The following is a 14,319-nucleotide window of genomic DNA, read 5'->3' as shown; positions in this document are numbered from 1 at the left end:
CCATGAGTCAGAACGCTGTCTATCATCTGCGTCAGCAACGCTTAGCCCTTTCTACAAAACCTTTTAAAGCAAGAGGTTGTCGGGTAAAACGCTGTCAATATTGTCTGCTTCCCGTTCCTCAATGTCTCTGTGAAGAAACGGTTTCAGCGCAAGCAAAAAGCCAATTTTGCTTGATTATGTTTGATGGTGAAGTTTTTAAGCCCAGCAATACCGGAAAGCTGATTGCTGATGTGCTTCCTGATACTCAGGCATATCAGTGGTCAAGAACAGATCCTGACAACCAGCTATTAGCTGCACTGCAAGATAAAACTAGACAACCTTATCTAATTTTCCCAGAAAGCTATGCGCAAACGGATCGCGTTGTCGTCAATGCTCCAACGCTTTCTAACAAACCTGCATTATTTATTTTGTTAGATGGCACTTGGCCAGAAACGCGTAAAATGTTCCGCAAGAGCCCTTATTTGGATCAAATTCCAATGCTGTCGATCAATACGAAAGCGAGAACCGACTACCTGCTGCGTATCCCATCGCGTGAAGAGCAGCATTGTACCGCTGAAGTGGCTGCTACTGTGCTAGAGCAAGCTGGCGATACTGATGCATCCCAAGCGTTATTTACGCATTTCAATCTGTTTCGCCGTAAATACTTAGAGGGAAAACCACATCATCCTACCGCTCAAATGCTCTTGTCTCAGCCCCAAGAATAACTCTTTATAGGCATTTTTTTACGTTATTTATATGCCTCGCTTTCCAGCAATTTCTATTTTGAAAATCACCTTCACAGCAAAACGTGAGGGTGCTTGTAATATTCAATAAAATACCCCCGATAAACTGGCGCTTCCCCCAATATACGGCACAATATACGACATAGTATTCCAGCATCGTATAGTATTACGGCAACATATAGTATTACGGCAACGTATAGCGTTGCTTACGAACTCAAAATCAGTTGAGCGGGTTTTCGCTCACCACAAAAAGGTTTACCGCCATGGGGTTAGTGAGTCAGCTAGAGTCATTGTTTAGACCAAAATCTATCGTTGTCGTGGGCGCTTCAGAAGATCCTAGCCGAGCAGGCTCAGTGATGATGAAAAATTTACTCAGCAGTGGTTTCAAAGGCCCTATTCTGCCCGTTAACCCGAACAGGAGCTCCATTCTTGGCGTCCTTGCTTATCCCTCAATTGATAAACTCCCACTCAAGCCTGATCTTGCAGTGATCTGCACTCACTACTCTCGTAATGTTGAATGTCTCCGGCAACTTGGGGAAGCAGGCTGTAATGTCGTCATTATATTATCGTCCCCTTCTATTCAATTTAATGAACTGAAAAAGGTGGCTCAGCAATATCAAATTCGTTTATTGGGTCCGAACAGTTTAGGATTCTTTGCTCCGTGGCAAGGGCTAAATGCTAGCTTTTCCCCAATCCCCATTTTGAAAGGCAAACTGGCATTTATTTCACAATCTGCCGCAGTTTCAAATACAGTCTTAGATTGGGCGCGCCATCGTGATATCGGGTTTTCCTATTTCATTGCCCTTGGAGATAGCATTGATATCGATATTGATGACCTACTGGACTATCTTGCTCGAGACAGTAAAACCAGTGCCATCTTGCTTTATTTAGAAAATATTAGTGATGCAAGACGCTTCTTATCATCTTCCCGTAGTGCATCGCGTAACAAACCGATCCTCGTTATCAAGAGCGGACGAACACGCAAAGCTCAAGAGCTTCTTGGTGAAAAACCGAGTTTAGATGCCGCTTATGATGCTGCGATTCAACGGGCAGGTTTACTGCGAGTCCAGGATACCCACGAAATGTTCTCTGCGGTAGAAACACTAAGTTATATGACTCCGCTACGAGGAGAACGTTTATCGATTATGAGCAATGGCTCTGCACCTGCCGCAATGGCGCTCGATGAGTTACTTCTACGTAATGGCAAGCTAGCAAAACTCAGTGTAGAAACTGAAAACGAACTGAGCTCCCTATTGCCATTAGATTTATCTACCCAAAACCCGATTGACCTCGGCGACGATGCTACCGTGGATAGATATCTCAACGTATTAAACAAAATGCTCGATAGCCACGATCATGATGCGTTACTTTTGATCCACACGCCAAGCGCCATTACACAGAGTAAGTCCATGGCAGAAAAAGTGATCAAAACCATTAAGCAGCATCCTCGAGGTAAATGGTTAACCATCCTCACAAACTGGTGCGGGGAATATTCATCTCAAGAAGCGAGAAGGCTCTTCAGCGAAGCGGGGATCCCTACTTACCGAACGCCTGAAGGTGCTATCACCGCTTATATGCATATGGTGGAATATCGCCGTAACCAAAAACAATTAAAAGAAACCCCGGCGCTTCCTGTCGGAATAACTGCAAATACTCAACAAGCGCATACCTGTATCATGCAAGCCATTGAAAATAACAAGCTGCATCTAGATACCCATGAAGTTCAACCAATCTTAAAAGCTTATGGCTTAAACAGCTTACCAACATGGATTGCTCATTCTAGCGAACAGGCCGTTGAAATTGCAGAAAAAATTGGCTATCCCGTTGCACTAAAATTACGTTCTCCTGATATTGTTCATAAATCAGAAGTTCAGGGCGTTATGCTCTATTTAAGAAATGCCAAAGAAGTTGCAGAAGCCGCCAATGCTATCATTGAGCGGGTCTCGACCAACTACCCACAAGCACGGATTGAAGGCTTATTAGTACAAAGCATGGCGAATCGCGCAGGCGCTCAGGAGCTACGAATTGCTGTTGAACTTGATCCTGTTTTTGGTTTATTGATCATGCTTGGCGAAGGTGGCGTAGAGTGGCAGCAAGAGAGCCAGGCTGCTGTAGCCCTTCCCCCACTTAACTTAGCGCTAGCTCGTTACTTGGTCATTAATGCAATCAAAGGACATAAAATTAAAGCCCGTAGTGCTCTAGAACCACTAGATATTCCGGGGCTAGCCAGCTTATTAGTTCGTGTCTCTAACTTAATCATTGATTGTCCTAACATCAGTCGATTAGATATACATCCACTACTTGCCGCTGGTGATGAATTTACATTACTTGATGTTTCAATGACATTGAACCCAGCGAATGACAATTCAAATACTCGGCTAGCCATTCGTCCTTACCCTAATGAGCTCGAAGAGACCATTAACCTAAAAGATGACCTAACTTGCTTGTTAAGGCCCATTCTTCCTGAAGATGAACCACTTTTAAAATCCTTTATTGAACAAGTCACTAAAGAAGATCTTTATTACCGTTATTTCAGTGAAATCAGTGAATTCACTCATGATGATCTCGCGAATATGACGCAAATCGATTACGACCGAGAAATGGCGTTTGTCGCTATTAAAAATAGTGATACACAACCTGAAATTATTGGTGTAACTCGTGCAATGGCGGATCCTGATAACCAGGAAGCTGAGTTTGCCGTTCTAGTTCGCTCTGATATGAAAGGACAGACGCTCGGTTATCAATTAATGCAAAAGCTGCTCAACTACACCCGTGGGCATGGCATTAAAAAACTGACAGCGATCACCATGCCGGAAAACCGTAATATGATCAGCTTGGCAAAAAAATTAGGGTTCCAAATTGATGTTCAATTCGAGGATGGTGTCGTAAATCTCACCCTGCATCTATAATTAGCGTTAGGAATAAACCGTAATCTGTATAGTAAATAAACCAATGGTCAATTTATTCCTAATGAATGGTGTAAATATGATATCATCGACAGATCATTCGCTTAAATATTTGTATAAAGCGATTTGCTATTAGACTAACAAGAGAAAATTCACACTGTGATGTTGTCAAAATTAAAACAAGCAAAACATCAACAACACTTGGCAAACATGCCTAAATTGTCTCAGTCGGTTGATGATGTTAAAACGCTCTATAAGACGGAAGATTTTCGTGGTGCTCTGCTTGAACAGATCTCGCAAGCTAAAAATACAGTCTACATTACGGCGCTGTATTTAGAAAAAGATGATGCGGGTAAAGACATCCTTCATGCTCTGTATGCCGCTAAACAAGCAAATCCTAATCTAGATATTAAAATTCTAGTTGATTGGCACCGAGCTCAGCGCGGCCGAATTGGCGCAGCTGCTAATCTGACGAATGCTGATTGGTATTATGAAGTTTCTCAGCAATACCCTGATGTTGAGATCCCTGTTTTCGGGATCCCCGTAAACACGCGTGAAGCATTAGGGGTACTGCATTTAAAAGGTTTCTTATTTGATGATACGCTCCTATATAGCGGGGCTAGCATCAATGATGTCTATCTGCATCGTCATGAAAAATACCGCTACGATAGATATCATCTCATCAAAAATAGCCAGCTCACGACGACGATGAAAAAATTCATTGATGATTCTCTTTTATCATCGGATGCTATTCATCTACTCAATACGCCTGATAGGCCAAAAACAGCGGAATTTAAAGGGTTAATTAAGCAATTTCGTTTGTCATTAAGAGGCGTTAATTACCAATTTGCGGGTAATGCTTCTAATGATGAACTCGCCGTTACTCCATTTGTTGGCCTAGGTAAAAAAAACGAGTTAAATCGTACTATCACCCATTTGATGAGCTCAACGGCTGAAAAGCTCACTATCTGTACGCCGTATTTTAATTTACCTGCTGTTTTGGTTAGAATTATCAGCAAGTTACTACGTGATGGAAAAAAAGTTGAAATCATTATTGGCGATAAAACCGCTAACGACTTCTATATTCCACCTGAAGAACCTTTTAAAATTATTGGCGCTTTACCCTATCTCTATGAAATAAACTTACGTAAGTTTGTTAGCCGTTTGCAGCGCTTTATTGATAGTGAACAGCTGACAGTTCGTTTATGGAAAGATGGTGACAACACTTATCACCTGAAAGGAATGTGGGTTGATAATCAATGGCAGCTGATTACAGGTAATAACCTGAATCCACGAGCTTGGGGATTAGACTTGGAAAATGCGGTATTGATCCACGATCCAAAACAGCAACTCCAAGAACAACGCCAACACGAACTGGATTGTATTCGAGTCCATACCAAAGTTGTTCATCACTATCGAGAGCTGGATAGCATTCAAACCTACCCTGTTAAAGTAAAAAAACTGATCCGTCGATTGCGACGTATCCGAGTTGATCGTCTCATTAGTCGAATACTTTAATCATTGACTCTCTAAAGCGCCGCTCATGTGGCGCTTTTTATTATCTAACGAACTCTAACTTATCAGTTGCTGTAGAGGCTCAAGATACATGCCAAATTTCTCTTATACAACATTAGCTTTAAGTTGCTCGTTAATAGTCATGACAGGCTGTTCAGGCTTCCATTGGTCAAATGATAATTGGCAGGGAAAAGATAAGGCTCAGCACTTTGCTTTTTCTGCTGCAATGGCTGCCGCTGGTAATGCGTATGCGGATAAACAGAACATGCAACATCGGCAAGCAGCACAATTCGGTATGTTGTTTTCTATTTCGCTAGGTGCTGCGAAAGAACTTTATGATAGCCGACCTGCAGGTACTGGCTGGAGTTTGCATGATTTTGCTTATGATGTAGCAGGTGCAGTGGCAGGTTATACTCTATATCAAAACTTTAAATAGAACTTGCTAGCTCATAATAAACAAAAAAATCTTGAAGGATCGCTATAGCAGAGCGAACTTTGTAACGATAGGGAGAAAATATAGTTCGAAATTACTTTGTCGCAAAAAACAAAAACCCCGTGATTTTCATCACGGGGCTTGCTATAAGTGGCGGAACGGACGGGACTCGAACCCGCGACCCCCTGCGTGACAGGCAGGTATTCTAACCAACTGAACTACCGCTCCACTTATTCTTTTTTGCCTTTTGGCAACTTATCGCTTCGCAATAAGTTTTAAATTAATGTCTGGCAGTTCCCTACTCTCACATGGGGAGACCCCACACTACCATCGGCGCTACGGCGTTTCACTACTGAGTTCGGCATGGGGTCAGGTGGGACCACCGCGCTATTGCCGCCAGACAAATTCTGTTTATTCCCGTTTAGCCTTTAATCACTAAACCAGAATATCAATCCTGAACAAGCTGTCGTGTCCACCTCTCGGCGTCCCACTTCATTGAATCAACTTTAATCTTTGTCTCTCATCCCTAAAACACCTTCGGTGTTGTCAGGTTAAGCCTCACGGTTCATTAGTATTGGTTAGCTCAACGTATCGCTACGCTTACACACCCAACCTATCAACGTCTTAGTCTTAAACGTTCCTTTAGGACCCTTAAAGGGTCAGGGAAGACTCATCTCAAGGCAAGTTTCCCGCTTAGATGCTTTCAGCGGTTATCTCTTCCGCACTTAGCTACCGGGCAATGCCATTGGCATGACAACCCGAACACCAGTGGTGCGTCCACTCCGGTCCTCTCGTACTAGGAGCAGCCCCTTTCAATCTTCCAACGCCCACGGCAGATAGGGACCGAACTGTCTCACGACGTTCTAAACCCAGCTCGCGTACCACTTTAAACGGCGAACAGCCGTACCCTTGGGACCTACTTCAGCCCCAGGATGTGATGAGCCGACATCGAGGTGCCAAACACCGCCGTCGATATGAACTCTTGGGCGGTATCAGCCTGTTATCCCCGGAGTACCTTTTATCCGTTGAGCGATGGCCCTTCCATACAGAACCACCGGATCACTAAGACCTACTTTCGTACCTGCTCGAGCCGTCACTCTCGCAGTCAAGCTGGCTTATGCCTTTGCACTAACCGCATGATGTCCGACCATGCTTAGCCAACCTTCGTGCTCCTCCGTTACTCTTTGGGAGGAGACCGCCCCAGTCAAACTACCCACCAGACACTGTCCGCACCCCAGATAATGGGGCTACGTTAGAACATCAAACATTAAAGGGTGGTATTTCAAGGTTGGCTCCACGCAGACTGGCGTCCACGCTTCAAAGCCTCCCACCTATCCTACACATCAAGGCTCAATGTTCAGTGTCAAGCTATAGTAAAGGTTCACGGGGTCTTTCCGTCTTGCCGCGGGTACACTGCATCTTCACAGCGAGTTCAATTTCACTGAGTCTCGGGTGGAGACAGCCTGGCCATCATTACGCCATTCGTGCAGGTCGGAACTTACCCGACAAGGAATTTCGCTACCTTAGGACCGTTATAGTTACGGCCGCCGTTTACTGGGGCTTCGATCAAGAGCTTCTCCTTACGGATAACCCCATCAATTAACCTTCCAGCACCGGGCAGGCGTCACACCGTATACGTCCACTTTCGTGTTTGCACAGTGCTGTGTTTTTAATAAACAGTTGCAGCCAGCTGGTATCTGCGACTGGCTTCAGCTCCATGAGTAAATCACTTCACCTAATGCCAGCGTGCCTTCTCCCGAAGTTACGGCACCATTTTGCCTAGTTCCTTCACCCGAGTTCTCTCAAGCGCCTGAGTATTCTCTACCTGACCACCTGTGTCGGTTTGGGGTACGATTAATGATAATCTAGAGCTTAGAGGCTTTTCCTGGAAGCGGGGTATGAGCTACTTCGCCACCGTAGTGACTCGTCATCAGACCTCAGCATATAGTGAACCGGATTTGCCTAATTCACCTGCCTACATCCTTAAACCGGGACAACCGTCGCCCGGCCAGCCTAACCTTCTCCGTCCCCCCATCGCAATTATCACCAGTACGGGAATATTAACCCGTTTCCCATCGACTACGCATTTCTGCCTCGCCTTAGGGGTCGACTCACCCTGCCCCGATTAACGTTGGACAGGAACCCTTGGTCTTCCGGCGTGCGGGTTTTTCACCCGCATTATCGTTACTTATGTCAGCATTCGCACTTCTGATACCTCCAGCATGCCTCACAGCACACCTTCACAGGCTTACAGAACGCTCCCCTACCCAACAATATTTACATATCGCTGCCGCAGCTTCGGTGCATAGTTTAGCCCCGTTACATCTTCCGCGCAGGCCGACTCGACCAGTGAGCTATTACGCTTTCTTTAAATGATGGCTGCTTCTAAGCCAACATCCTGGCTGTCTGAGCCTTCCCACTTCGTTTCCCACTTAACTATGACTTTGGGACCTTAGCTGGCGGTCTGGGTTGTTTCCCTCTTCACGACGAACGTTAGCACCCGCCGTGTGTCTCCCGTGATAACATTCTTCGGTATTCGTAGTTTGCATCGAGTTGGTAAGTCGGGATGACCCCCTAGTCGAAACAGTGCTCTACCCCCGAAGATGAGTTCACGAGGCGCTACCTAAATAGCTTTCGGGGAGAACCAGCTATCTCCCGGTTTGATTGGCCTTTCACCCCCAGCCACAAGTCATCCGCTAATTTTTCAACATTAGTCGGTTCGGTCCTCCAGTTAGTGTTACCCAACCTTCAACCTGCCCATGGCTAGATCACCGGGTTTCGGGTCTATACCCTGCAACTCATTCGCCCAGTTAAGACTCGGTTTCCCTACGGCTCCCCTATACGGTTAACCTTGCTACAGAATATAAGTCGCTGACCCATTATACAAAAGGTACGCAGTCACACCACAAGGGTGCTCCCACTGCTTGTACGTACACGGTTTCAGGTTCTATTTCACTCCCCTCGCCGGGGTTCTTTTCGCCTTTCCCTCACGGTACTGGTTCACTATCGGTCAATCAGGAGTATTTAGCCTTGGAGGATGGTCCCCCCATATTCAGACAGGATAACACGTGTCCCGCCCTACTCGTCGAGTTCACAACACTAACACCTTCGGATACGGGGCTATCACCCTTTACTGCCGGCCTTTCCAGACCGTTCTCCTGATGCTAATGCTGATTAAGACTCTGGGCTGCTCCCCGTTCGCTCGCCGCTACTAGGGGAATCTCGGTTGATTTCTTTTCCTCGAGGTACTGAGATGTTTCAGTTCCCTCGGTTCGCCTCGTTTGACTATGTATTCATCAAACGATAGTGCAACGAATTGCACTGGGTTTCCCCATTCGGAAATCGTCGGTTATAACGGTTCATATCACCTTACCGACGCTTATCGCAGATTAGCACGTCCTTCATCGCCTCTGATTGCCTAGGCATCCACCGTGTACGCTTAGTCGCTTAACCTCACAACCCGAAGGTGTCTTTATCAACTGACCCGACGGTCAATTGAACACATTCAAGTTGAGATTTTTGAGAGACTCTCACATTGTTTAAGCGATAAACAATGTGCGTTGTTTTCAATTTTCAGCTTGTTCCAGATTGTTAAAGAGCATAATTATTCGCAATAGACTATTTCTAATCTATTCTGAATAATCAGAAAGTTTATGGTGGAGCTAAGCGGGATCGAACCGCTGACCTCCTGCGTGCAAGGCAGGCGCTCTCCCAGCTGAGCTATAGCCCCATAAAGGTATTTCCAGTATCGAGTCTTTCATTAAGAAAGAATTTTGAGTTAAATTGAATTTAGGCAAGGCATAACTTGGCGACGTTTACATTTGGTAAACGAGCTGAGTTATAACGAAGCATCAATTCGATTTTGGTAGGCCTGAGTGGACTTGAACCACCGACCTCACCCTTATCAGGGGTGCGCTCTAACCACCTGAGCTACAAGCCTATCGATACCGTTACTCTATTTCATCAGACAATCTGTGTGAGCACTTCACAAGTACACTTCAATGGTAAGGAGGTGATCCAACCGCAGGTTCCCCTACGGTTACCTTGTTACGACTTCACCCCAGTCATGAATCACAAAGTGGTAAGCGCCCTCCCGAAGGTTAAGCTACCTACTTCTTTTGCAACCCACTCCCATGGTGTGACGGGCGGTGTGTACAAGGCCCGGGAACGTATTCACCGTAGCATTCTGATCTACGATTACTAGCGATTCCGACTTCATGGAGTCGAGTTGCAGACTCCAATCCGGACTACGACGTACTTTATGAGTTCCGCTTGCTCTCGCGAGGTCGCTTCTCTTTGTATACGCCATTGTAGCACGTGTGTAGCCCTACTCGTAAGGGCCATGATGACTTGACGTCATCCCCACCTTCCTCCGGTTTATCACCGGCAGTCTCCTTTGAGTTCCCACCATCACGTGCTGGCAACAAAGGATAAGGGTTGCGCTCGTTGCGGGACTTAACCCAACATTTCACAACACGAGCTGACGACAGCCATGCAGCACCTGTCTCAGAGTTCCCGAAGGCACTAAAGCATCTCTGCTAAATTCTCTGGATGTCAAGAGTAGGTAAGGTTCTTCGCGTTGCATCGAATTAAACCACATGCTCCACCGCTTGTGCGGGCCCCCGTCAATTCATTTGAGTTTTAACCTTGCGGCCGTACTCCCCAGGCGGTCGATTTAACGCGTTAGCTCCGGAAGCCACTCCTCAAGGGAACAACCTCCAAATCGACATCGTTTACAGCGTGGACTACCAGGGTATCTAATCCTGTTTGCTCCCCACGCTTTCGCACCTGAGCGTCAGTCTTTGTCCAGGGGGCCGCCTTCGCCACCGGTATTCCTCCACATCTCTACGCATTTCACCGCTACACATGGAATTCTACCCCCCTCTACAAGACTCTAGCTGACCAGTCTTAGATGCCATTCCCAGGTTAAGCCCGGGGATTTCACATCTAACTTAATCAACCGCCTGCGTGCGCTTTACGCCCAGTAATTCCGATTAACGCTTGCACCCTCCGTATTACCGCGGCTGCTGGCACGGAGTTAGCCGGTGCTTCTTCTGTTGGTAACGTCAATCGCTGATGATATTAGCATCAACGCCTTCCTCCCAACTGAAAGTACTTTACAACCCTAAGGCCTTCTTCATACACGCGGCATGGCTGCATCAGGCTTGCGCCCATTGTGCAATATTCCCCACTGCTGCCTCCCGTAGGAGTCTGGGCCGTGTCTCAGTCCCAGTGTGGCTGATCATCCTCTCAGACCAGCTAGGGATCGTCGCCTTGGTGAGCCATTACCTCACCAACTAGCTAATCCCATATGGGTTCATCCGATAGCGCAAGGACCGAAGTTCCCCTGCTTTGCTCCTGAGAGATTATGCGGTATTAGCTACCGTTTCCAGTAGTTATCCCCCTCTATCGGGCAGATCCCCATACATTACTCACCCGTCCGCCGCTCGTCAGCGAGAAGCAAGCTTCCCCTGTTACCGCTCGACTTGCATGTGTTAGGCCTGCCGCCAGCGTTCAATCTGAGCCATGATCAAACTCTTCAATTAAAAAGCTTGATGCTCAAAGAATGTTTACTGTCGTTTGATTTCCGAAGAAACCAAATTACCTATTAGTTCATATATATGAATTAACGTGTTAGTCACTCTTCAAGACTTAAAATCAAATATTTTTTTGATAGTGTCCTGTGAGTGCCCACACAGATTGTCTGATAAATTGTTAAAGAGCGGTGCGACATTTCTTAAGAAATTCGACTCAGTTTTTATCAACTTAGGTCGTTGTCGCGAGGTGGCGTATATTACGCTTTCCTCAGTGAGAGTCAAGCATTTTTTTGCTTAATCTTTTCAGATTCTCTCGCTGCCGGTTCAGTGTCCATCGCGCTTTGCGTTGGCTTGTTCCCAGTCAGTGGATGCGCATTATAGGGAGTCGCAGAAATCCTGCAAGTGTTTTTTGAAAAATAACTTCCAACTGATTACCCTTTATACTTCACGTGTATTTTTTCAACAAAAAACGCCATTTTTGTATTCATTTTGGCATTATAATCATGAAAAAGGCGACCTTAGGGTCGCCTTTTAACTTACTTTTCGATAATAACCGAGCGCTTACTTACTGCTTCGCTACGATTTCATCGTTTTCAACATCCAGAGTAATTGGTTTACCCGGGATTAATCTGCCTGACAGAATTTCTTGTGCCAGTGGATTTTCAATCTCTTGCTGAATCGCACGTTTCAACGGACGAGCACCAAAGATTGGGTCGAAACCAGCTTCACCAATTTTCTCTAATGCAGCCGCTGTTGCAGTGACTTCATAACCATGTTCTTCCAAACGTTTATATAAACGAGCTAATTGAATATTCGCAATATTCGTAATTTGCTCTTTACCTAATGGATGGAATACCACGACTTCATCAATACGGTTAATAAATTCAGGTCTGAAGTTATGAGCAACAACTTCCATCACCATATCTTTCATTTCTGAATAACCGATCATGCCAAAACGTTCTTGGATAAGATCGGAACCTAAGTTTGACGTCATGATAATTACAGTATTACGGAAATCTACCGTTCTACCTTGTCCATCAGTTAAACGACCGTCATCTAATACTTGCAGCAAGATGTTAAATACATCTGGGTGCGCTTTTTCAACTTCGTCCAGCAAAATAACTGAATATGGACGGCGTCTTACCGCTTCAGTTAAATAACCGCCTTCTTCATAGCCCACATATCCTGGAGGTGCACCGACTAAACGAGATACGGAGTGTTTCTCCATGAACTCGGACATATCGATACGAACCATGGCGTCGTCACTATCAAACATAAAGTTTGCCAGTGCCTTACATAATTCAGTTTTACCTACCCCAGTAGGGCCTAAGAACATAAACGAACCAATTGGGCGGTTAGGATCCGATAACCCTGCACGACTACGACGGATAGCATTCGACACGGCCACAACCGCTTCATCTTGACCAATCACACGTTGGTGCAGCTGTTGTTCCATTCGTAACAGTTTTTCTCTTTCGCTTTCAAGCATTCTTGATACTGGAATACCTGTCCAACGAGCCAGAATTTCTGCTATTTCGACATCAGTGACTTTATTACGTAAAAGCTTCATGCTTTTACCTTCTGCTTTCGTCGCTGCTTCTAACTGTTTTTCTAACTCAGGAATACGTCCATACTGCAACTCAGACATTTTTGCTAAATCGCCATTACGACGCGCTTTTTCCATCTCAATACGCGTATTTTCTAATTCAGCTTTAATGTGTTGAGTGCCAGTTAATGATGCTTTCTCTGCTTTCCACTCTTCTTCTAATGCAGAATATTCCCGCTCTTTTTCCGCCAGTTCTTCTTCTAACATTTCCAGACGTTTTTTACTGGCATCATCCGACTCTTTTTTCAGTGCCTGTTGTTCCAGTTTTAATTGGATAATACGTCTTTCCAGTCTGTCTAAAGATTCTGGTTTTGAATCCATCTGCATACGTAAGCTAGCGCCCGCTTCATCGATTAAGTCGATAGCTTTGTCTGGCAGCATACGGTCAGTAATGTAACGGTGCGATAATGTAGCAGCCGCAACAATTGCAGGGTCAGTAATTTGCACATGATGGTGCAACTCATAACGCTCTTTCAAACCACGCAAGATAGCGATGGTGTCTTCGACTGATGGTTCTGCAACATATACTTTTTGGAAACGACGCTCTAACGCAGGGTCTTTCTCTATATATTGACGATATTCATCAAGAGTTGTTGCCCCCACACAGTGCAGTTCACCACGAGCCAGTGCAGGTTTTAACATGTTACCGGCATCCATCGCACCGTCGGCTTTACCCGCACCTACCATAGTATGCAATTCATCGATAAACAGAATGACGTTACCTTCTTGTTTAGCAAGGTCATTCAGAACACCTTTCAAGCGCTCTTCAAATTCACCACGATATTTCGCCCCTGCAATCAGTGCGCCCATATCCAGTGATAATACACGTTTGTTTTTCAATCCTTCAGGGACTTCACCATTGACGATACGCTGTGCAAGTCCTTCAACAATCGCCGTTTTACCTACACCAGGTTCACCAATTAATACTGGGTTATTTTTAGTACGACGTTGTAATACTTGGATGGTACGACGAATTTCTTCATCACGACCAATCACAGGGTCTAATTTCCCTTGTTCTGCACGTTCGGTTAAATCAACAGTAAATTTTTTCAAAGCTTGGCGCTGGTCTTCAGCGCTTTGGTCATTCACTTTTTCGCCACCACGCATCTGTTCTATTGCCTTTTTCAAATTGTCTTTATTAACACCTGCTGCTTTTAACATATCAGCGAGGGTTGTATTGGCTTCTAAAGCAGCGAGCAGAAATAGTTCTGAGGAGATAAAGTCATCCCCATTTTTCTGAGCAAGCTGGTCACATAAGTTCAAATGACGCATTAAGTCACTTGATGGTTGTACATCCCCAGCAACACCTTGTACTTGAGGGAGCCGAGCCAATGCATCTTCAATTTTGTTTTCGAACGCAACTGCGTTCACGCCGAGCGTCGTCAATAATGGACGCACGGTGCCACTTTCTTGATTAAACAAAGCACTGAGTAAATGAATTGGTTCAATAAACTGATTTTCGCGCCCAAGGGCTAATGACTGGGCGTCAGCGAGAGCTTGCTGGAATTTATTAGTTAAACGATCCAGACGCATAACACCTCCAATAGAATATGATTAAATTTGCTACTGGAGATAAGATGCGGTCTGTTTTTAAATATTC

Annotated in this window: 5 protein-coding genes, 3 tRNA genes and 3 rRNA genes; 4 read left to right on the top strand and 7 right to left on the bottom strand. The window is 45.3% G+C overall.

The annotated features are described in order from the left end of the window. The first annotated feature begins 2 nt into the window (after positions 1-2). From H0913_RS05320 to H0913_RS05305, 4 genes are all read left to right on the top strand, one after another. A complete protein-coding gene (locus tag H0913_RS05320; protein ID WP_181478107.1) occupies positions 3-704 on the top strand; it encodes a tRNA-uridine aminocarboxypropyltransferase in 702 nt (233 codons plus the stop codon). 281 nt (positions 705-985) lie between these two features. Beyond that, positions 986-3,631: a bifunctional acetate--CoA ligase family protein/GNAT family N-acetyltransferase gene (locus H0913_RS05315; RefSeq protein WP_154604598.1), complete on the top strand. Its 2,646-nt coding sequence runs from the start codon at positions 986-988 to the stop codon at positions 3,629-3,631. Positions 3,632-3,790: 159 nt separating this feature from the next. Next, a complete protein-coding gene (pssA, locus tag H0913_RS05310; protein ID WP_181478106.1) occupies positions 3,791-5,146 on the top strand; it encodes a CDP-diacylglycerol--serine O-phosphatidyltransferase in 1,356 nt (451 codons plus the stop codon). Positions 5,147-5,234: 88 nt separating this feature from the next. Further along, entirely contained in the window at positions 5,235-5,579 is a 345-nt protein-coding gene (locus H0913_RS05305) for a YfiM family lipoprotein (protein ID WP_181478105.1), read from the top strand. Positions 5,580-5,727: 148 nt separating this feature from the next. On the opposite strand, the gene H0913_RS05300 is transcribed toward H0913_RS05305, so the two are convergent. The 7 genes from H0913_RS05300 to clpB all read right to left on the bottom strand — a co-directional run bounded on the left by H0913_RS05300 (position 5,728) and on the right by clpB (position 14,252). Continuing rightward, positions 5,728-5,804, bottom strand: a tRNA-Asp gene (locus H0913_RS05300). A 57-nt stretch (positions 5,805-5,861) separates the two neighbouring features. Continuing rightward, positions 5,862-5,977 (bottom strand): 5S ribosomal RNA (gene rrf / locus H0913_RS05295). A gap of 146 nt (positions 5,978-6,123) precedes the next feature. Then, positions 6,124-9,029: ribosomal RNA gene (locus H0913_RS05290) — 23S ribosomal RNA — on the bottom strand. A 201-nt stretch (positions 9,030-9,230) separates the two neighbouring features. Then, positions 9,231-9,306, bottom strand: a tRNA-Ala gene (locus tag H0913_RS05285). Between the two features lie 133 nt (positions 9,307-9,439). After that, positions 9,440-9,516 (bottom strand) — tRNA-Ile (locus tag H0913_RS05280). A 65-nt stretch (positions 9,517-9,581) separates the two neighbouring features. Continuing rightward, positions 9,582-11,122, bottom strand: a 16S ribosomal RNA gene (locus tag H0913_RS05275). Together the 16S, 23S and 5S rRNA genes with 3 tRNA genes alongside form the textbook arrangement of a ribosomal RNA operon. Positions 11,123-11,678: 556 nt before the next feature. After that, a complete protein-coding gene (gene clpB, locus H0913_RS05270; RefSeq protein WP_154604591.1) occupies positions 11,679-14,252 on the bottom strand; it encodes an ATP-dependent chaperone ClpB in 2,574 nt (857 codons plus the stop codon). Positions 14,253-14,319: the final 67 nt, after the last annotated feature.

The organism is Providencia rettgeri, from assembly GCF_013702265.1.
Classification (GTDB): domain Bacteria; phylum Pseudomonadota; class Gammaproteobacteria; order Enterobacterales; family Enterobacteriaceae; genus Providencia; species Providencia zhijiangensis.
The sequence above is the reverse complement of the archived record's forward strand: the minus strand, read 5'-3'. Positions and strand labels throughout refer to the sequence as shown.